This is a genomic window from Paraburkholderia sp. EB58 (assembly GCF_050436665.1).
Taxonomy (GTDB): domain Bacteria; phylum Pseudomonadota; class Gammaproteobacteria; order Burkholderiales; family Burkholderiaceae; genus Paraburkholderia.
On record NZ_JBNDMQ010000057.1, the window covers coordinates 21,136 to 40,969 of the forward strand.

Annotated in this window: 24 protein-coding genes and 1 pseudogene; 22 read left to right on the top strand and 3 right to left on the bottom strand. The window is 61.6% G+C overall.

Features of this window, described 5'->3' with window-relative positions:
* The first annotated feature begins 122 nt into the window (after positions 1-122).
* Positions 123-758: a malonic semialdehyde reductase gene (locus tag P3T40_RS41985; RefSeq protein ID WP_429273557.1), complete on the top strand. Its 636-nt coding sequence runs from the start codon at positions 123-125 to the stop codon at positions 756-758.
* Between the two features lie 10 nt (positions 759-768).
* Here the strand turns inward: P3T40_RS41985 and P3T40_RS41990 are convergent, their stop codons facing one another.
* Positions 769-1,791, bottom strand: coding sequence for an amidohydrolase family protein (locus P3T40_RS41990; RefSeq protein WP_429273558.1), 1,023 nt, complete (start codon positions 1,789-1,791; stop codon positions 769-771).
* Between the two features lie 113 nt (positions 1,792-1,904).
* Between P3T40_RS41990 and P3T40_RS41995 the strand changes: the two genes are divergently transcribed.
* From P3T40_RS41995 to P3T40_RS42025, 7 genes are all read left to right on the top strand, one after another.
* Positions 1,905-3,149 carry an acyl-CoA dehydrogenase family protein gene (locus tag P3T40_RS41995; RefSeq protein ID WP_429273559.1) on the top strand — a complete coding sequence of 415 codons (1,245 nt, stop codon included), beginning with the start codon at positions 1,905-1,907 and terminating at the stop codon, positions 3,147-3,149.
* 13 nt (positions 3,150-3,162) lie between these two features.
* On the top strand, positions 3,163-4,074 hold the full coding sequence (locus P3T40_RS42000; RefSeq protein ID WP_429273560.1) for a VOC family protein: 912 nt from the start codon (positions 3,163-3,165) through the stop codon (positions 4,072-4,074).
* Positions 4,074-4,571, top strand: a complete 498-nt coding sequence (locus P3T40_RS42005) for a flavin reductase family protein (protein ID WP_429273561.1) — start codon at positions 4,074-4,076, stop codon at positions 4,569-4,571. Before P3T40_RS42000 ends, P3T40_RS42005 begins: the two co-directional genes overlap by 1 nt.
* Before the next feature lie 63 nt (positions 4,572-4,634).
* The gene (locus P3T40_RS42010; protein WP_429273583.1) at positions 4,635-5,906 is read left to right on the top strand and encodes an MFS transporter; all 1,272 of its coding nucleotides are present in this window, start codon (positions 4,635-4,637) and stop codon (positions 5,904-5,906) included.
* A 20-nt stretch (positions 5,907-5,926) separates the two neighbouring features.
* Positions 5,927-6,817 (top strand): fumarylacetoacetate hydrolase family protein, encoded by an 891-nt coding sequence (locus P3T40_RS42015; protein WP_429273562.1) that lies wholly within the window; start codon positions 5,927-5,929, stop codon positions 6,815-6,817.
* Positions 6,818-6,961: 144 nt separating this feature from the next.
* Positions 6,962-7,858 carry a methyl-accepting chemotaxis protein gene (locus tag P3T40_RS42020; protein WP_429273563.1) on the top strand — a complete coding sequence of 299 codons (897 nt, stop codon included), beginning with the start codon at positions 6,962-6,964 and terminating at the stop codon, positions 7,856-7,858.
* Entirely contained in the window at positions 7,855-8,109 is a 255-nt protein-coding gene (locus P3T40_RS42025) for a hypothetical protein (protein ID WP_429273564.1), read from the top strand. Before P3T40_RS42020 ends, P3T40_RS42025 begins: the two co-directional genes overlap by 4 nt.
* Positions 8,110-8,358: 249 nt before the next feature.
* Here the strand turns inward: P3T40_RS42025 and P3T40_RS42030 are convergent, their stop codons facing one another.
* Positions 8,359-8,949 carry a MarR family winged helix-turn-helix transcriptional regulator gene (locus tag P3T40_RS42030; protein ID WP_429273565.1) on the bottom strand — a complete coding sequence of 197 codons (591 nt, stop codon included), beginning with the start codon at positions 8,947-8,949 and terminating at the stop codon, positions 8,359-8,361.
* A 553-nt stretch (positions 8,950-9,502) separates the two neighbouring features.
* On the opposite strand from P3T40_RS42030, the gene P3T40_RS42035 reads away from it, so the two are divergent.
* The 7 genes from P3T40_RS42035 (at position 9,503) to P3T40_RS42065 (ending at position 14,662) form a co-directional block, all read left to right on the top strand.
* A complete protein-coding gene (locus tag P3T40_RS42035) occupies positions 9,503-10,525 on the top strand; it encodes a DNA-binding protein (RefSeq protein WP_429273566.1) in 1,023 nt (340 codons plus the stop codon).
* 4 nt (positions 10,526-10,529) lie between these two features.
* On the top strand, positions 10,530-10,733 hold the full coding sequence (locus P3T40_RS42040; protein ID WP_429273567.1) for a hypothetical protein: 204 nt from the start codon (positions 10,530-10,532) through the stop codon (positions 10,731-10,733).
* An 11-nt stretch (positions 10,734-10,744) separates the two neighbouring features.
* A complete protein-coding gene (locus tag P3T40_RS42045) occupies positions 10,745-11,617 on the top strand; it encodes a hypothetical protein (RefSeq protein ID WP_429273568.1) in 873 nt (290 codons plus the stop codon).
* Positions 11,618-11,636: 19 nt separating this feature from the next.
* Entirely contained in the window at positions 11,637-12,854 is a 1,218-nt protein-coding gene (locus P3T40_RS42050) for a hypothetical protein (RefSeq protein WP_429273569.1), read from the top strand.
* 191 nt (positions 12,855-13,045) lie between these two features.
* A complete protein-coding gene (locus tag P3T40_RS42055; RefSeq protein WP_429273570.1) occupies positions 13,046-13,429 on the top strand; it encodes a hypothetical protein in 384 nt (127 codons plus the stop codon).
* A 510-nt stretch (positions 13,430-13,939) separates the two neighbouring features.
* Positions 13,940-14,251: an HU family DNA-binding protein gene (locus tag P3T40_RS42060; RefSeq protein WP_429273571.1), complete on the top strand. Its 312-nt coding sequence runs from the start codon at positions 13,940-13,942 to the stop codon at positions 14,249-14,251.
* Between the two features lie 240 nt (positions 14,252-14,491).
* Positions 14,492-14,662, top strand: coding sequence for a hypothetical protein (locus P3T40_RS42065; RefSeq protein WP_429273572.1), 171 nt, complete (start codon positions 14,492-14,494; stop codon positions 14,660-14,662).
* A gap of 320 nt (positions 14,663-14,982) precedes the next feature.
* On the opposite strand, the gene P3T40_RS42070 is transcribed toward P3T40_RS42065, so the two are convergent.
* Positions 14,983-15,198, bottom strand: a complete 216-nt coding sequence (locus P3T40_RS42070) for a type II toxin-antitoxin system ParD family antitoxin (RefSeq protein ID WP_429273573.1) — start codon at positions 15,196-15,198, stop codon at positions 14,983-14,985.
* A 191-nt stretch (positions 15,199-15,389) separates the two neighbouring features.
* Here P3T40_RS42070 and P3T40_RS42075 point away from each other — a divergent pair.
* The 7 genes and pseudogenes from P3T40_RS42075 to P3T40_RS42105 form a co-directional block, all read left to right on the top strand.
* A pseudogene (locus P3T40_RS42075) lies at positions 15,390-15,497 on the top strand (PDDEXK nuclease domain-containing protein); the annotation flags it as partial.
* 407 nt (positions 15,498-15,904) lie between these two features.
* Complete coding sequence (locus P3T40_RS42080) at positions 15,905-16,351, top strand: SET domain-containing protein (protein ID WP_429273584.1); 447 nt, start codon at positions 15,905-15,907, stop codon at positions 16,349-16,351.
* 435 nt (positions 16,352-16,786) lie between these two features.
* Entirely contained in the window at positions 16,787-17,143 is a 357-nt protein-coding gene (locus P3T40_RS42085; RefSeq protein WP_429273574.1) for a hypothetical protein, read from the top strand.
* 21 nt (positions 17,144-17,164) lie between these two features.
* Entirely contained in the window at positions 17,165-17,998 is an 834-nt protein-coding gene (locus tag P3T40_RS42090; RefSeq protein ID WP_429273575.1) for a hypothetical protein, read from the top strand.
* Positions 17,999-18,485: 487 nt separating this feature from the next.
* The gene (locus tag P3T40_RS42095) at positions 18,486-18,785 is read left to right on the top strand and encodes a type II toxin-antitoxin system RelB/DinJ family antitoxin (protein ID WP_429273576.1); all 300 of its coding nucleotides are present in this window, start codon (positions 18,486-18,488) and stop codon (positions 18,783-18,785) included.
* A complete protein-coding gene (locus P3T40_RS42100; protein WP_429273577.1) occupies positions 18,760-19,077 on the top strand; it encodes a type II toxin-antitoxin system YafQ family toxin in 318 nt (105 codons plus the stop codon). The genes P3T40_RS42095 and P3T40_RS42100 overlap by 26 nt, the downstream gene beginning before the upstream one ends.
* A 392-nt stretch (positions 19,078-19,469) precedes the next feature.
* A partial coding sequence (locus P3T40_RS42105) for a hypothetical protein (RefSeq protein ID WP_429273578.1) occupies positions 19,470-19,834 on the top strand: 365 nt, incomplete at its 3' end.

The window sequence follows — 19,834 nt, forward strand, 5'->3', positions numbered from 1 at the left end:
TGGCGCTGGCGCTGGACGGCGGTGCGGGCGGAGAGATCGTCGTGTTGATGTGAAATTTTTGATCTTGGCCGCGTTGGCGAGCGCGTCGCGCGAGTCAGTCGCGGCCTTATTTAGGAGAATTGATGAGAAACGCTATAGAGGGTGTTGCACTTGATGTTCTGTTTCGTGAGGCACGTTCGTACAGGGCGTGGCTGGACGAGCCGGTGTCGGACGAAATCTTGCGTCAGGTTTACAACCTGATGAGATGGGCTCCCACCAGCGCCAACGGTAGTCCCGCACGGATCCTTTTCTTGCGTACCAAGGCGGCAAAGGAGAGACTATTGCCGGCACTCGCTTCCGGCAACGTGGACAAGACGATGAACGCCCCGGTGACAGCTATCATCGCTCACGACCTGAAATTCTACGAGAAGTTGCCGCAGCTATTGCCGCATGATCCAGGCATGCGAGATCTCTTCGCCAATGCGCCGGAACTCGTAGATGCCACGGCGAAACGCAACTCCAGTCTGCAAGGCGCGTACATGATTCTGGCTGCACGTGCGTTAGGACTGGATTGCGGACCTATGTCGGGGTTCGACAACGCGAAGGTCGACGAGGAATTTTTTGGTGCCGGAAAGAGCGAGCCGAATTCTGTCGAAGAGTTCTTTCCCGAGGGGCACATTAAATCGAACTTCCTTTGCAATCTCGGGTACGGCGACAAGGCAACCCTGTTTGCGCGCGCGCCACGCCTCGAATTCGATCAAGCCTGTACGCTTTTATAGATCTGTTCAGTCACTTCAGGCCGAGCCATGCCGCCGCGTTCTTCCATCGTAAGGCTTCCAGGGTCGCGTGATTCAAGCCGAGGCTAGCGACCCGCGCCGCCGGATTGGCGTCCATGATCGCAAATGGGTAGTCGGTTCCAATCATTACGCGATTCTCGCCGACAGTTTCGATGAGCGCCTGGATGGCTGTGGCGCTGTAGAGGAGATCGTCGTAATAAAGCGTGCGCGCTGCTTCGACCGGCGCTACGGGCACGGCTTCCCGAAGTGTCTCCAGTGTCTCCCAAGCAAACTGCATGCGTGGCAGCAATGTCTGAATCGCACCGCCACCATGGCTCAGAGCAACGCGCAGGCGGGGGAATTTATTTGGCAAGCCGCCTGTGATCAACGATGCCGCGGCGAGACCAATCTCGCCGGGGAACGCGACGACCTGCTCCAGTGATGCAGGCCCAATCAGCCGGTCCATGCCGGCCGGGCGCAGCGGATGCACGAAGATAGCCGCGTTGAGTGCCTCGGCGGCCTCGAAGAATGGGAAGAAACGTGGATCGCCGATCGGCACGCCGTTCACGTTACTGCCGACCTCAACCCCTGCCAACCCCAGTGTGCTAACCGCAAATTCGAGCTCCTGAATCGCGCGGTCGATGTTCTGCAGGGGGGCGCCGCCGAGTGCGCTAAAGCGGTCGGGGGCGCGGACCACCATATTCGCCAGCGTTTCGTTCAGATAGCGCGCCAGTGTCGCGCCATCTGCGGAATCAAGCCAGTACGACAGTAGCTCAGGCATCGGGGAGAGCACTTGCCGCTCGACGTCGAGCCGGTTCATGTCGGCGCGTCGAACATCGATGTCCCACGCCTGATGCGAGACCGTCCGATACACCTTGGATGACACGACAACGTGCCGGTGGCAAGCATGACCTTCACGCATCGAGGGCCATGGCGCGTCTGGATAGCTCCCCACATAGGCAGGGAAGTCGTGCGGAACGACATGAGTATGAATGTCGATGCATCCGCATGGCGATGGCTGATGTGCCGTTTTCATAAGGGTAACTCCTGGTATTTGCAGATTGCAAAAACAGTTGCAAAAACAACTTCTATGAGCTTTAATTCAATCACATATTAGTTGTTTTTGCAATAAATTTGGAGGTGACAGGAATGACCACGACTTCGAGTGTTATCGAGCGGCAGTCCGCATCGCTGGGCGATGCGGCATCTGACGACGACTTGTTTGCGCGTTTGCTGGATGCAGCTGTAGAACTGCGGCCGCTGGTCGCCAAACGTGCTCGCCAGACCGAGCAGGATCGACGCGTTTCGTCGGACGTGACGAATCTGCTCAGGGAAGGGGGGCTCTACCGGGTGGTGCAGCCGCGGCGTTTTGGCGGGTATGAGTTGAGCCTGGAGGCGTTGCGCCGTCTTGCATTCGAAATTGGCCGGGGCTGTGCTTCAACCGGTTGGTGTTACGGACTGAGCGCGGCCGCGTCATGGGTGGTCGGCATGTTCCCGGAGCAAGCGCAGCAAGACGCGTGGGGCGAGTCGCCGGACGCACTGATTGCCTCCTGCATTGCGCCGACGGGCAAGGCCGCGCCGACCGAGGGCGGCTTCCGGCTGAAGGGCCGATGGAGCTTCGGCAGCAACAGCGATAACGCTCAGTGGCTGTCGCTCGGGGCGATGGTCGACCAGCCCGAAGGAGCGGCGCCCCGGCCGATCTTCCTGCTGGTACCGCAGGGCGAATACAAGATCGTCGACACGTGGTTCACGGTGGGTCTCGCAGGCACCGGCAGCAAGGACATCTTCATCGAAGAGGAAGTGTTCGTCCCTGCGCATCGCACCGTCGCGTTTTCGGAGGTTCTCGAACAGGAAGCCCCGGGCGCAGACCTTCACGACTCGGCGCTTTACCGGGTGCCCTTCCTGAGCGGCTTCCCGCCGCTGTTGGCCAACCCGGCTGTGGCTGCCCTGCGCGGCGCAATTGATGAATTCGTCGAGAGCATCGCCGCACGGGCTACGCGCGGAGCCTTTACGGGGGGCGGCGCCTCGGTTGCCCAGTTCGGGCATGTCCAGTCGGCGGTGGCGCAGGCCGAAGCCGCGGTCGACGCTGCACAGCTCATTTTGCAACGTGACCTGCAACAAATCACCGAGTGGGTGGACGGCGGGGTCAAGTTGAGCAAGGAGCAACGCATCACGCTACGGCGCGGCCACGCCTACGCGGTGCGTCTGTGTGTTGACGCTATCAACGCACTGTATGACGTCGTAGGTGGAACGGGCATTCAGTTGGACAGCGGCATCCAGCGTGCGTGGCGCGACATCAATGCCGTTGCGCACCACATCAGCGTCAACTGGCACGCGGTGTCCACGATGTATGGGCAGATGCGGCTCGGTCTGCCGCCACGCGGTCAGTACTGAAGGGGAGGATGTAATGGTCCGATACCGGAAACTGGGGCGCGTGGAACTTAACGTGACTCATCTGGAGAAGTCGCGCCGCTTCTATGAACAGGTGGTGGGGCTGCAATACGTGGACACCGGCGCCGATGGAGAGATCCGGTTGCGGTGCGATCACGATCACCATAACGTGGTGCTGCATGCAGCGTCGGAAGCAGGGCTCCGGTGCGCCGGTTTCATGCTGGAGGACGAAGCGCAGTTCGAGCCGCTGATCGAACGGCTTAAGCGCGCCGGTCTCGAAGTGCACGAAACGGCGCTGGAGATCTGTCGGGAACGGGCGCAGCTGCGGGCAATAAGGGTATTCGAACCGCTGATCGGCGCAACGGTGGAGTTTTACATTCCGTTGTCAGACGCGGAGCGTCCATTCCAGCCTTCGGTCGCGCGCATCCAGCGGATCGGGCATGTCGTCTTCAACACCCCTGATGCGGCGCGCGCCATTGAATTCTGGCGGGACGTACTGAATTTTAGGGAGTCCGACTCGCTCGGCGAATTCGTCACTTTCATGCGTGTTTGGCCGAACCCCTATCATCACGGAATCGGTATCGCCCGCTTCGATCGCCGCTGTCTGCACCACGTCAATTACATGGTGACGGAAATCGACGATATCGGTAAGGCGCTAACGCGCCTGAAGGCCGCCAACTCCGACGTGGTATTCGGACCTGGCCGGCATCCCGCTTCCGACAGCGTCTTTCTGTATTTCCTTGACCCCGATGGGTTGACGATGGAGTACAGCTTCGGGATGGAGACATTTACTGAAGCGCATCCTCGTGAGCCGCGGCGCATGGCGCCGTCTCCCAGCAATTTTGACTCCTGGGGTTCCGTGCGCGATCCGCGCTGTTTCACCGGTGCTGGCGCGAACGCCACGCCCGTTTTGACTGGACAAAAATGATGAGCGCAATCTCTATCGATGGTCGCGAGCTCCGCAACGCACTGGGACGTTTTGCGACCGGTGTCTGTATTGTCACAACACGTACTGAAGACGGGCGGCAGGCTGCATTGACAGTCAATTCGTTCTGCTCAGTTTCGCTCGATCCACCGCTGGTCGCGTGGTATCTAAATGATAGGTCGCCGAGCCTGACGGTCTTCAAGGAATCGGGATATTTTGCCGTGCATATCCTGGCCGCCGATCAGCAAGACCTCGCGACCCACTTCGCCAGATTCGCGGAAGACAAGTTCGCGCCATTCAGCGAACGCGTGCAGGCGGGACTCGGCGACGTGCCGGTGCTCGGTGACGTGCTGGCCTGCTTCGAGTGCCGGACGTCGGGCATCGAGCCCTACGGCGACCACGTCATGATTCTGGGCCACGTCGAGCGCTTCTCATACGGCAGCGAATCGCCGCTGCTGTTCCATGCCGGCCGCTTCATCGAGCACAGTGCCACCGCGTGACGGCGAACCCTGATTGGTCGCCGCGGATCGGCGATTACCCGAGGACAACAAAGACAATTGGAGATGATCGTGCAATGGATGTTCAGAAGCCGCTGGTGGATCGTGTTTGGCTCGCTGCTGGGGCTGTCGGTCGGTAACGTCACCGTCCTGCAGTTTTCGACGTCGGTGCTGATGAAGCCCATCATGGCGGAGTTCGGCTGGAGTCGCAGCGTGATGTCCGTCGCGGTCATGCTGGGGTCGTTCTTCGCCGCAGTTGCAACGCCCGTCGCAGGCAGACTGATCGACAGGCGTGGGATCAGGCGGGTCACGCTGGTTGCCATTGCGCTCTTTGCGCTGGCCATCGCGGCCATGTCTCTGGCGCCGGCCATTCCCGCGGCGTTTCTGGCCATGTTCGCGCTAATGGGCCTGTTCAGCGGCGGCCAGGCACCGCTGCCTTATGCCAAGGCGATCGCCGCGGCTTTTGATCGGCGGCGCGGCCTCGCAATGGGCATCGCCATGACGGGCGTAGGTTTGGGTGCGGCGCTCGTGCCGCGGCTCACACAACTGTATCTCGACAGGCTCGGATGGCGAGGCGCGTACGTCGCGATCGGCTTGACCGTGCTCGTCATCGCGTTTCTCGCAGTCGGACTGTTCATCCGTGATCCGGCTGGCGCGCCTCGCATCTCGGAGGAGCACATGCGCGCGTCCGGCTTGCCAGGGCTCGAAGCGGGCGAGGCAGTGCGCCGCCCGGACTTCTGGAAGCTTGCGGTGGTGTTCCTGTGCATTCCCATCGTTGTCAACGGCACCGTCGTGCACCTTGTGCCGTTGCTGACTGACCGCGGCATTCCGGCGAGCCAGGCGGTAGCCGTGTTTTCAGGCATCGGGGCGTCGTTGATCGCAGGGCGCTTGTTGTGCGGCGTTCTGCTGGACCGGTTTTTCGGTCCCCACGTCGCGATCGCGTTCGTGATCCTGCCGGCCATAGGCGTGGTTGTATTGCTTGGCAGTGCCGACGTGTTGCTCACGACAATCGGTGCAGTGCTGGTCGGCCTCGGGATGGGTGCCGAAGTCGATCTCATCGCGTTTCTGCAGAGTCGATATTTCGGCCTGCGCGCGTTTGGACAGATCTACGGCTATCTGTTCGCAGTGTTCACCGTCGGTACCGGACTCGGCCCTTTCGTGATGGGCGCGGTCTACGATGCCACGGGTTCCTACCGCCCCGCGCTGATTGCGTTCGACGGCGTACTCACCTGCGCTTGCTGGCTGCTACTGAGACTCCCGCGCAGTTACGCCTATCCCGTCCAGACTCCTGCACACGGCGGCGAACCAGAAGATCCGCCCCATACGAGCCTGGCGTAATCCACTTCAATTTGACATCCATGAAACTCGTTACTTACCAGCACCACGCAAACATTTCTATCGGCAAGGTGGAGGGCGACCTTGTGATTGACCTGCCGCTCAACGATCCGACTTTGCCGGCCACCATGAAGGAATTGCTGCAGGCCGGTCCGGAAGCAATGGCGCGTGCGCGCGCCGTGCGGCCCGGCCACGCCGTTGCGCTAGCGCAGGTCACGCTGCTTGCTCCGCTGCCGAATCCGTCCAAATATCTCGCGATTGGTATGAACTACCGAAAGCACGTGGCGGAGGCGGCCAAGGTCGGAGTGCAGACCCCGCCCACACAGGTCTGGTTCAACAAACAGGTTTCCTGCATCAACGGTCCGTTCGGTGACGTGCACTTACCCGCAGTATCGAATCAGCTCGATTATGAAGTCGAGCTGTGTGTGGTCATCGGCCAGCGCTGTCGACACGTGAGCCGCGAAGCGGCGAGCGCGGTTATCGCCGGTTATATGGTGTGCAACGATGTATCGGTGCGCGACTGGCAGCTCGCCACTCAGACCATGACGATTGGTAAGTCGTTCGATACCTGCGGACCCACTGGCCCTTGGATCGTTACCCCTGATGAGCTCGGTGACCCACTCGGCTTACGCTTGCGGATGTGGGTGAACGGCGAACTGCGTCAGGATGATGTGACTGGCGCGATGATTCACGACATCTACGATCAGATCGCTCACCTGTCCACCGCGTTTACGCTCGAACCGGGTGATCTGCTGGCGACGGGCACACCGTCGGGCGTGGGCGTCGCGATGAGCCCTCCTGTGTATTTGAAGGCGGGCGATGTCATGCGAGCCGAAATAGAAGGGATTGGTTCAATCACAAATCGCGTCATTGCCGAGCCGGTGCGAGGCGGGTGGGCAACACGAACAGGTTAAGCTCCGAATATGCCCGAGCGTGTTGGCGAATTTAGTGCCAAGAGAGGGCGCTTCCATTGAAACGAGTGCAGGGGATCGGGCCACACAGACTCGAGCGTGGGCCACAACGCAACACTGATCTTGATGATTCACGAGGGAAACGAAGTGCCAAAATCCGCGCTCACGATCAGAGTCAAGTTCATGCTCGCCTTCGGCGCCAGTGCGGCAGTGATACTGGTCGTTGGACTAATTGGAATTGTCGGTCTGCTACATCTCGACAGCGATGCGTCCCGGTCATACCGCTGGGTGATGGGGGCGCTGATCGCAGTCGCGGTGGTGGGCATCGTCGTCGTGGCTTGGACTGGCCACCATCTTCAATCCATCGTATGCGGTGGTTTGAATCGCATCACCATGAAGTTCGAGGAGATCACCCGAACCCTCGACTTGTCGTCGCGGTCTGCACCACGGCGCATGGATGAGTTTGCCCGCGCTGCCCTCGCGTTCGACAAGTGGATGGCGCGTATGGAAGAGACGATGCTGGCCGTACGTGCCTCGACTGATTCGGTAACAGTGGCGACACGTGACATAGCGACCGGTAACCTTGATCTTTCCGCCCGGACGGAGGAGCAGGCCGCGTCACTGACCGAGACTGCATCGAGCATGACGCGACTGAGCGAGACAGTGAGAAAGAACGCCGACAGCGCACGCGAAGCGAGTGGCCTCGCAACCGATGCGACGTATATCGCAGAGTCGGGCAGCGGCGTCGTGAAAGCAATGGTGACGACCATCGACCAGATCTACGGTAGTTCAAACAAGATATCTGAGATCACGGGCGTGATTCAGGGCATCGCCTTCCAGACGAACATTCTTGCACTGAACGCAGCGGTGGAAGCCGCTCGCGCGGGTGCACAAGGTCGAGGCTTTGCGGTTGTGGCGAGCGAAGTCCGCAACCTCGCTCAACGTTCGGCGTCCGCGGCGAAGGAGATCAAGGATCTGATCGCATCATCTGTTGCAATGATTGAGGTAGGTTCTCAGCAGGCGGGGAAGTCAACGTTGCCATGAGCGAGATTAAAGGCGCTATCCAACGGGTTTCAGAGATCATTCGCGAGATCGCCGGCGCATCGGAGCGGCAGAGCTATGGTATTGAGCAGGTGAACCAGGCAGTCATGCAGATGGAGGAAGTGACCCAGCAGAACGCCGCGCTTGTTGAGCAGGCAGCGGCAGCAGCAAGTTCTCTCGAGGAGCAGGCTGGTAAGCTGAAATCAACGGTGTCGTCGTTCAAGCTTTCAGATACGATGCGATCGGCCGCATGAACCACGATGCGGGGCGGGGCATGTCTACTTTTGACGAAACCTTCCACCCGAGCACCAGGTCTCCAGGATGGTCACTGGGCGACGACTACGGAGGGCGTTGACGACGCCCCTTTAAATGCTCGCGCTCGCCCCGATGTGTCTGCCGAAATTGGGCATCAGTACGCGGCCGTGTTGAAAGGAGCCTTCTATTGGGCACCCTATGCCCGTCGATGGCGAGGGCGGGCAGCACACACCGGCGCCCGTCTAGTATTAGTCGGGGGCTTTGCCGCCCGCTTCACGTCGGCGTACGCGACGCGCGACGGCGAGCTTGCGATTGACCGCGGGCGCGTCTTCGTAGTTATCGACAAGGTTGGAGTAGACCGCTCGGAGGGTATTGAGCGTGATTTCCAGTTCACGGGCCGATACGCCCTTTACAGACGCGCGTTCGATCTGCCAGGCGCGCGGTGCGAGTTCGCTGACGATGCCAGCTCCCTCGGAGGTCAGGGACAGACAGATCGTCCGACGATCGGAGGCGGACTCGCTGCGGCAGATGTAGCCCTTTGTCTCGAGGGCACTCACAGCGCGTGAAAGATAGGATAGTTCCGACCCGGTATGACTTGCGAGATCGGATAATGTCTGATGGTCTTCGTGGCGGAGCGCCGCCAGCACCCGCCAACCCTGAAGGTTGATGTCGTAGGACTTGAGGTCGTCGCTGAAGCGTGCCGCGATGATGCTCGCCGCGAGATTGAGCAGATATCCGACCGAATTGTCGAGGTCGTGATCGGGACGTTCCGTGGGCAACGGCTGCGTGCTCCGTTCTCGAGCACGCGGCTGACGTGTGATGGAATCGGAAGTGGTCATGATCGCGTTCGTCAGGTTAGATTCGAACCTGAATGATAGCTTAAGCTACTGTTTTTTAGGGGCCGCCACGCTCAATTCGATGCAATGTTATATAGCTACGTGCAATGTTGATTGCATACGGTATCCCAGTGTGCCGACGCCCGTTCAAGGCGGTTCGCGCGCTGTTGATTCGAATCGCCGCTAGCACGCAAGCTGCTCGCGGCGCCCTCGAAAAACTTCTTGACAATCTTGTGGAGGGCGGCGCGTCAAGGGCGCGACCGCTGGTGGCTCGCGGCGACCGGCAAGGGCGACCACGAGCGAGAGGTGTCGGCTACGACAGAGATGATGGTGGAGTTCACGCGTTCGATGCACTGGAGATTCCTGTCCCGGTGCCGGCGCGATGGCCGTGGTCGGAGCGGGGATGGAGGCATCGGAAAGATGAGACTAAACGGAAGACGAGGTCGGTCTTATATTTTCAACACTATAGACATAATGTTGAAATAGCGGCTATCAAGGATTGGATATGTGTCGGTTTACGTTATATTATTTAACTGATTTCATCTAAACCGCTCCCATGTCCGACGTTCTGCCTGACGAAGCGCGCCTCGCCGCCGAAATCGACCGCCTGAAGACGGAATTCCCGAAGACCCGTGAGCTGTACCGCGAGGTCTGCGCGCTGCTGTTCTTTCGCTTCGGCCTCACGCCGACCGCGAACCGTCTCTATCAGCTCGTGAAGCGAGGCAGCATGAGTACGCCGACTGCGGTGCTGGGGGAATTCTGGACCGAGCTGCGCGAAAAGAGCCGGGTGCGGATCGAACACCCGGACCTGCCGGCCGATCTGCAGGCGGCCGCCGGCGAGCTGGTTGCCACACTGTGGACGCGGTCGACCGCGTCGGCACAGGGGGCACTCGACACGCTACGGGCCGAGGTCGAAGCGGAGCGGGCCGCCGCGCAGAACACGGTCACGTCGATGCAGGGCGAACTGGGCCGGACCGAAACCGCACTCGAGCAACGCACCGGCGCGCTGCTGGCCGCCCAGGTCCGGATCCAGGAACTCGAGCAGGGGCAGGCCGCTGGCGAGGCCACGCGTCGCGCGCTCGAAGCGGAGATCGCCCGGCTGCAGGACGAAAACGCCGCGCGCGACCGGTCACTCGCGCAGGCGCGGGCGGATTTCTCGGACGAGCTCGGGAAGCTGCGGGCCAGCGCCGCACTGGCGGAAGAGCGTTTGCGGGCGGCCGAAAAGCGGGCGCTGCTGGAGATCGAGCGCGAGCGGGTCGCCAGCGCGCGACTCCAGAAGGAACTCGACACCGTGACGCGCCGCACGGAGCAGGGTGAGGCGCGTCACCGCAGCGAGCTGCAGGCACTGCAGGCGCAGCTCGCCGACGCGCGACACCAGGCTGGGGTCCTCGAGGGCAGCCTCGTCGCCGTGCGCGACGCAAGCGCTGGCTACGCGCGTGAGCTCGGGTTCCTGCGGCAGCAGATGACGGGGGCGGTTGCCCCGCGCACCGCAGGTCGCAAGGGTGCCCTGGTCAAGGTATCCGCCGGCAAGCCGCCGCGCGCGGCCCGCAAGGCGGCATCGCCAAAGAAACCGGGATAGGCGCATGACCGCGATTGCCCGCAAAAGAAAGAAGGCCGTCTGTCCACCGATCGGTGCGTTGATGCGGTATCGCGACCGCACCGTGCGCGTGGTCGCCGAAGCCAGTGGCCAGCGCGCGGTGATCGAATCAATTGACGTCCACGGTCGCCCGTTCCGCAGCGTGGTGAAATGGGCTAATCTGGCCGGACTGAATGATCAACTCTTCTGACGCTCATCACCATGCAGCTCGATATCTTCGCCGACAGCCGCGACGTCATGCTCCGCAACGATGTGCTGGGCGCGCTGCAGCGGCGCCATCCGGGCGACGCCCGCGAGGCCTGGCAGAGACTGGCCGATGAATTTCCCGATGACGGTAGCCTGCCCGGACTGGTGACCCTGATCGGGGTGCTCGAGGAGGGTGTCGCCACGCCGTTCACGGCCCATGCAACGCTTGCCGCAGCATGTTCGCGCCTGAACGATGAGGTTGAACCGGCGGCGCGGCGGTTACTGGGCGACGCCGCGGGGTGTGCGTGGATGGTGCCGTGGTGGCGGGCCGTTGCGCAGCGGGCCGCAGGGGTGCCGTTCCGTACGGACGTCAGTGAGCATCATGCGGCGCCAGTCTGGCTGCGTGCGGGCGACTGGGAGTCGGCGAGGCACGCCGTCGAGGCTATCGTATCGTGGCGGCGGATTCCCGCGCCGCTCGCATGGATGGCAGAGGCGCGGTACCGCTCAGAGGGACTGGAGCCGGTGTGGCCCCTGCTCACGGAACTCGCGTGGCTGTCCCCGGGCCGCTTTGCCGGCCTGTCACAGCGGCTCGCCGACGTCTCACTTGATGCTTTGCGCAGGAAGTTCGACGCGAATTTCGACGGCTCAGGTCAGACCGCCGACCTCGCATGGTTCCCCGCGTGGGTACTGACCGAGAAACCCGGCCTGGCCCCGCTGCTGCGTGAAGCGCAGCCGTCGCGCCAGACGGCGCCGGAGCGGGCGACGCGGCTGCTGCTGCAGATCCTGAGCCTTGAGCGTCAGGGTAACCAGCATGAACTGGTCGAACGTCGCAAGGCGCTCCGTGATCTGCATGGTGGTTTGTACGCCATTTACATGAAGACGCGCTGACCCGTCGCGCACACAGATAATGGCCCGTACGACCTCACATAAGTGGGCCTTTGCGGCCCGGTTCCGGCGCGGCGCGTTTGGCTGGAAATCCGCGCTTCCCATCCAGCGTCTTAAGGAAGCTGTCACGGAAATCCGGCAGGTCGCCCGTAGGGAGCCGATGGTGGCGGCCGACGGTGCCGTGTCTTTACTCGAGAAGCTTTCGCCGGCGCTCGAGCAGGTAGACAGCTCTTCCGGGGCGATTGGCACCGCGGTGAATCGCGCAATCGACGCACTTGTGACGGTAATCGCCGGGGTGGACGTGCCGGCCCCGGTACGCACGCGCTGGCTGGAACGCCTGTTTGATGCGCTCCAGGACGACCGGATGCCGTACATCGAGCAGTTGGGCGATCGCTGGGGTGACCTGTGCGCCTCGCCCGCCATCGCGTCCGCATGGGCAGACCGGCTGTTGCCGGTGACAGCGCGCGTGATGGGCGCTGACGGTGTGGGGGAGCATTTCGTGGGCACCACCGCCTGCCTGAGTGCGCTGAATGCCGCCCGGCGCCATGAAGAACTGATCGCGCTGGTGAACGGCGCGCGCCTGAACGGGTGGGGGTATCGCCAGTACGGGGTGGATGCCCTGATCGCACTCGGTCGTCCGGCCGAAGCACTGCGTTACGCGGAAGCGTCCAGGGGGCTGAATGCGCCCGCTGCCGCAATCGCCCGCAAGTGCGAAGCTATCCTCCTGTCGTCGGGCTTGATCGACGAGGCATATCGACGCTACGCGATCGAGGCTAACCAGGCCACCACGCATCTCGCGACGTTCCGTGCCATCGCGAAAAAGTATCCGGACAGGAGTCCAGACAGCATCCTCCACGATCTGGTCGCGAGCAGTCCCGGCGCCGAGGGGAAATGGTTCGCCGCCGCAAAGGACGCTGGCCTGCTCGATCTGGCAGCGTCTCTCGCGATGCGCGGCCTCACCGACCCGCGAACCCTGACGCGGGCCGCACGCGATTTCGCGCAGCGCAAGCCTGAATTCGCGGTGGCCTGTGGCACAGCAGCGCTGCACTGGATGGCAGCAGGCTTCGGTTACGAAATCACGGGGAGCGACGTGCTGGATGCCTACGGTGCGCTGGCGGATGCGGCTCTTGCCACCGGCATGGAACGTGACCAGCTCAACAGGCGTCTGCGGGACCAGTTTGCAGCCGTTCAGGGGCATTCATTCGTCGCCACGGTCCTGGCGCAGTATTGGGTGGCGTGACGTCGCGATGCATCTAGGTCACAGGATTGACGGTTGCCGCACGGCCCGTGGCCCGGGCGTGTAGTCGTCAATGGGTCGCTCCCGGTCGCGTGGGACAAGCGCCCGTTTATCGCCGATAACTGAACTGGAGCGCAACGCAGCCGTAGACGCCATTTTTACGATAGACAGAAGTCAGCACAGGACCTTGCATCATGGAAGAGTACAACCCCGAATCCGCCCCCGAATCTGAATCGTGGCTCGAACTCGACGAACAGGAGCGAATTGCCCTCGTCGAAACGTATCACCGTGTCGCGCGGGTCAAACTTCCCAACGTCACGGCACATGCTGCGCTACACGCGATCGTCGAAAACCAGATCGCCCTGAACCTTGAGCCGGTGGTCCGGGCGATGCACCGTCTCAGGAAAGAAGGCCTGACGCGACACGATGCTGTCCACGCGATCGGCTCCGTCGTCGCAGAGCATCTGTTTGATATTTTGAAGACGAATCAGAACGACGATGCTACGGTTTCGCAGGCGCGTTATGACGCGGCGGTGGAACGATTGACCGCCGCCAGTTGGCGCAAAGGGGAGCACTGATGCCAATACCATCGAAGCTTCAGCCGTGGTTTGAAGCGAGGCAGCGCTTCGGGTTAAGCCATATCCATATCCAGATGGCTCGCGAACTGGGATTGAATCCCCGAAAATTCGGATCGCTGGCTAACGGGCAGCAGGAGCCGTGGAAGCGACCTCTCGCAGAATTTATCGCGCACTGTTATAGCAAGCGATTTGATCGTACTACGCCAGAACACGTGCAATCTCTGGAAGAGGTCGCGAAGCGTGCGCAAGGGCGGCGCAGCGAGCGGCGGGAAAGAAAAGCGAACAGAGCGGTTCCGCTCACGGAGCCCCCAACGTAGCGATGACGGATCGGGCAAAAAGTTACCGGACCTCTACGGACGTGGCGACGAATCGAATACGAAAAGAACAGCAAAGCGGCAGACGACCGTCTGAGTCGGCGACGTCGACCCGTTGCGCCAGGCTGCTTCTACTTTTACTTCCAGAAGGCTCCTGCTTTCGCTCCATTGCACGAGGGCGGCGCCATCAGGTACGGTGACGACTTCACAACCACAACAGGGAGTTCGCATGAACAGGCAGGAACTGGTGGATGCGGTCGCCGCGGCGACCGGCGCAAGCAAGGCCGCAACGGGCGAGGCAATCGATGCGTTCATCGGCGCGATTACCACTGCCGTGACGAAAGGGGACACGGTTCAGCTGATTGGCTTCGGGTCGTTTTCGACGGGTGCCCGTGCCGCCCGCACCGGTCGCAATCCGGCCACCGGCGCCGAAATCCAGATTGCCGCGCGGAAGACCGTGAAGTTCGTGGCCGGCAAGGCCTTCAAGGAGGCAGTGAACGGACACTGACGGCTAGAAGGAGCCGCTGGTTGAAGTGGCACCGGTGGGCCGCCGTCACGTGAGCCCCAAGTCGGATGTCTGATTGCGCCGTGGAAATGGATTGTTCCGGGATCGGCCTGGATCAGCGCTGATCGAGCCTGGTGGCAACAGGTGTAGCGCTGCCGCAGACGCACTGCGGCCGTGCCTCTGGCTGGATGCCGATATGGATGGTGGTATGGAAAAGATACGTCGCGGATTCGCCGGGAGGCATTGTGCTCGCCGACCGCGGCCCAGCTGCCCGACCGTACGCGCATCGTGCGCGTGGTCTCCGAAGCGCGCGGGCAACCGGCGATGAGCGGATCGCTCGACATCACGGGCTGGACATCTGTAAGCCCCATCAAGTGGGCCACCGTGCGCGACCTCGGGGCGCAACTGTTCTGATCGTGGCCGGCCATCGCTTGCTCTCTCGGGGTTGGGCCGCTGCGGCGCGTCCTGTGGACGACGACCTGCGTCGCCAGTATGCGTGTCGATGCGCCTCCGTTGCCGGTCGTCGATCCATGCTGGCCGATGTCGCGTGAGCGGACCCCCTATATGGCTGTAGGAGGCTTCCAGCGCATCAATACAGCCGAGCGCTGCCTGTTGCGAGCCTTCGCCAAGATAGTGGGCAATGGCGTCCTGTGCGTCCTGCGCGGCCTGTTTTCGCGCGACGACGGCTTTCGCGAGTGTCAACCGCGGGCACGGGTCTTGCCCGCCTTCCGGATCTAAGCGCGCAGATCTTCAAAATATACCGAATCCGCCACTCCGACTGGCTCGGATGCGCCGCCGGCGAGCAGCATCTCGCGCAGACGCGAGCGGTCCTGATCCTTACGGATCAGCTCACGTACGTACTCACTGCTCGTACCGTATCCGCGCTGACTGACTTGCTCGTCGACAAAGGTCTTGAGTGCGTCGGGTAGGGATATATTCATGGTGGTCATATCCCATACTAAGCATTTTGGCAAAATTTGCCAAGATAGACTGCCTGTAACCGGAACGGGTATGTGGTGTCGTCGTCATCGGCGTCATGGTGTTGACAGTCTTGCGTTTTCCTTTGCACTTTCCAATGGGTACTACGGTCGGGGCTGGAGCGAGAATCAGGTGGCGACAATGTCTCCGCGCCGCGGAGATTTTTCGGCACGAGTACAGGAGTCAAATGGAGCTTTACCTACGCTGGCTGGCAAAACACGAACAGGAGCCAGACGAGGCTCCGCCGCTGGGAATTATCCTGGGTACGGGAAGCGCTGCGAGGCGAAGTCGAAGCGCAGAAGACCGTGGCGCAGCGGTCGGTCGTCGCCGCCGGGGATGAACCGGGTCGCGTTGAGACCGCACCCTTGCGCGGAGCGTGCCCGCGCGAAGCGCTGGGTTTGCGCCTGTCGTTCCGCGCGACGGCGCCATGCCCGTCCGGCGAGACCAGCGTGTTCGAGTTGCGCTTGAACGATGTTGCCGTCGAACTCCTGATGCTTGCACGGCTACAGCGTGGAAACAGGAGCGGCGGAGGTCGACGTACCCGCCGGACCGACGTATCCTGCCCCCCGGCGCGCGATCACCGACAGACCGCGTTGTTCTGACGCGCCGGCACCGGTTGCCATGCAACGCGCCGCTCGCTATGCTCCAAGCCTCTTCAACGGATCTGTGAGTTACAAAGTGCGGCGCGTTACGGTCAGGAAATCATCGGTCCACGGGCGAGGCGTCTTCGCGTTACAGGCGATTCCTGCCGGCCAGCGGATCTTCGAATATCGAGGGGAGGTGACGTCGTGGCGGCGGGCATCTGCGAGGCACGAGCGGTCCGGAATGCCCGGCCACACATTCATTTTTGGACTGGCGGACGGGCGCGTGATCGACGGCAGTGTCGGGGGCAACAGCGCCCGCTGGCTGAACCACTCCTGCCAGCCGAACTGCGAGGCGATTGAGGACGAGCGGGGGCGGGTTTTCATCGAGACACGCAAAGATGTGATGCCGGGCGATGAGCTTTCAATTGCATATGGACTTACTATCGATGACGCTATTACTCCCGAAATTCTCGCCGACTATTCCTGCCGCTGTGGAACGAAGCGGTGTACTGGATCAATGCTGGCCCCGGCAGTCAGATAACAGGCGCGCCCCTGGCGGATGCATCCAGTCGTTCTATCGGGACGGCCCGGTGCCGGCGGAAACGTGAACCCGTGCTTCGACTCATCGCCGACACGGGTCGACCTGGGACGAATCAGCTCACACGGTAAAGTAAACGATGGCGTTGTTCGCCGTCTGGCGTTGCGAATCTAATACGTAGTAATCCTTAAGATTGGGTTAATTGAAATCGGCTAAACACTGCGCTCCACGGACAATGTAAATCTAGGGAACATGATGGCGGTAATGTTCCCTAGATAGAAAATTAGTAATAAATATCGTAGTAAAAATAACGCTGGATATGGCAAAATCGGCGGCATCGTTGAGGCAACAGGGCGGGGCGGCAAATGGATGAGGAACGGCGGGCGATGCGCGATGGGCGGGCTGAGGTGACGCCGGTGGCGAAAGAGCGGGGCGTCGATGGCTGACGTGTTCGAACTGGTCGCGCTGGCCCTGCCGGCCGATCTCGCGCCGGATGCACTGCCCGATGCCGTAAAGCGCCTGGTGGCGGACTGCTGGCCCGGGATGAGCCGCGCACAACTGGTCGCGCGCGCCCGCCGGCAGGCGCTGCATCCATCGCTGCGCGCCCTGGTGGACAGCCGGGGCGCCGGTGTGCCGAATGAAACCGGTCACTTCAGTCTGACCGTGACGGTCGACGGCACGGTGGTGCGACTCGTAGCTCACCTGCGCCGCATCGCGAAACGCCGGCGTCCGGCGCGGCCGGTGAAGGCGTCGAAGCCGCCCGCGCGCGATCCGCGGCAGGGCAGTCTTTTCTGACGGACCACGAGGATATGAACAATGGGCCGACCCCGGATTGAATGGAGCGATGCGCAACTGCTCGCCATCATGAATGGCATCGCGGCGATCAACCGGGATTTCCCGCTCGACAACGCGCGCTTTCTGGATGGACTGATCGCGGAAGTCCGGGCGATTACCGGCCGCGTGTTTGGCGCGACCACCTACAGCCGGCTGCTGCGCGATGTCGCGCCGCAGATTGGCGTCCAGCGTCATCCGAGTGCGCCGACGATCCAGCAGGCGATCCTGCGCGCGCAGGCGCTCGCGCCGATGTCGCAGCCGGGCAGTGCGGACAGCCGCCCGGTCGATCTCGAGCTGATGCGACAGGCGCTGGCCCCCGTGGTGCGCGAGGCGCTCGCGCCGCTGTACGCGTCACAGCCCGAGCGGGGGAACGGACATGCGGACGGCGCCGCACCGGATCGTGGTGATGTGAGCGCGATCGCGCAGAAGCCGCTGCTGCAGGCGGCGCTGGAAGATGCCCATGCGCGGATCCGGCGGCTTGAGCAGGACAATGCGCTGCTGCACCGCGAACTCGGCGAAGCGCATGCGGCACGGGATCTGGCCGGTGAACACGTGAACCGGCTGCTCGGCGAGCTGCACGCGTCGATCGAACGTGCCGGCGTCGGCGCAACAACCCTCGCGCGGACGGCCGAACAGCTGGCCGGCACCGAGCGGTTTCTCAAAATGCAGAACGACGCCGTGCGGCTGCAGGCGAGCGGGGAGGCTGATGCGCTGCGCGCGCAGAATGCCCAGTTGCGCGAGCGCATCGACCACCTGCTGCTGGAAGTGGACCAGTACCGGCGCACCTTTGCGACCCGACCGCCCGGGAGTCGCTGAGCGCGCGGCACGCCGGCGCGGTTCGCCGCCCATCGGGCCTGTGCGCGGGTTCCTGGCGGCAGCCCGCCGTTCGCGTCGTTGCCGGTGCGCGACGACGCCAGTTATCAGATGTAGCGATTTTTAAACAGGGCGGCAACGTGGGACTTTTCAACCGGTAGCGATGGGCGGCTTGCGATTTTTCCGTTGGCCATACGGTGCAACAGATCGGGATTGGGCTGCAGTACCAGACTCGGTACGCACGCCACACAGCGGCTCCGCCGTCGATTTTTCGGGTAGCGCAAGGGCATCCAGGGTCTTTCGCGCACGCGAAAAAATACCCCAGCGACCCTGGCTTGTAATGTGGTAACGTTGTAGCTACAATGTAGGCATGCGAGATGCCACCAAAGGTCCACGCGGGATTTCGTTGTTTATCGTTTTTATCTTTGTTTGTTGTACCTGTTCCTGGGGCAGGCGAAGTGCTGGCCTTTGCGCTTATGCCCGGACCCAGATGGAGAAGCATGAAATGGTCGCCATACCTGTTGATACCAAGACAGCCGATGTGCGTACCCGCATTGAACCGGAACTCAAGGACGCAGCCAGGGAAATTCTGGCGGGCTATGGACTCACGATGTCAGAAGCATCGCGGCTCTTTTTCCGCCAGGTTGTGCTGCAGAAGGGCTTGCCGTTCGATCTTCGTCAGCCGAATGAGACAACGGTTGAAGCACTGCGCGAGTCCAGGGAAATGCAGAAGGCGCGCTTCGGCTCCGTAACGGAGTTGTTTAATGAGCTTGAAAAAGAGCGCAAGTAGTAAACGCACGACGCTGCCCCTTAGCAGCGACAAAACTAAGCAGTTCGGCAAGGATTGGGAACGACTTTCGGATTCTGGCCGGTACGACATGACCCGTCTCAAAGAAGTTATGTTGTTGCTGGTCAAGAACGAGGGACCGTTACCGGCCGAGTACAAGGACCACCCTCTGACGGGAGAATGGGACGATCACCGCGAATGCCATGTGGGTGGTGATTTCCTTCTTATTTACCGGGTCTCCAAAACCGAAGTGGTGTTTGTGCGAAGTGGTACCCACGCCGAGTTGTTCAAGTGAGATAGGGCAGTTGATAAAGCCGTTGCGGAAACGCGGCGGTTTTTTTCGCGGACACGCCACGACTTTAACCCGGACTGTCCGTTGCCAGATGGCCACTTACTCGAACTGGGCCGGATGATCGCGGTGTGGGCGTCACTGGAGTCGATGATGGTCATCGCGGTGAGTAAGCTGGCTGGATATGCTGACGGCTGACATGTCTGTTCCGATGTGAGCGCCGCCTTTGACCAAATCTATGTCTCGTTACCTTGAACGAGTGGGATAATGCCGGTGTCACCCGCTCCCTACACAAATCAATGGCTAGGACCAGACATCGAGCACCCAATCAGACCAAGCAGCCGACCCTAACCGATCGGGAACTGATTGGACGGGCTCGGGCGCCGGCACCGGCACCGGTGAAATATGGCGCATTGGCCCATATTAAGTCTCAGTTGAATCCGGGAAAATTGTTTTCGCTTTTTGCCCAAGTGTTTCGAACCGATTCAGATATCGCGTTCCTCCACGGGGCGCCGTTCCCGCTAACGCCCGAAATTATGTTTCGGCAGCCACGCCTTATCGCCGCGGCCTCGCTCGGAAACGAGCTTGTCTGGGCCATATCGACCTGCATTCATTTTGCCGATCGCCTCTCCCGCTTCAATCTGCGCAGGGACGCTTTCGAAAAAAACGCCTCTTTTAAATTCTCAATGGGTGGATTGGCGGGTCAAGTACGGGCGCCAGCCCGGCGAAGCGAATACTTGACGCGCGTTGAAAAAGCAAGCTG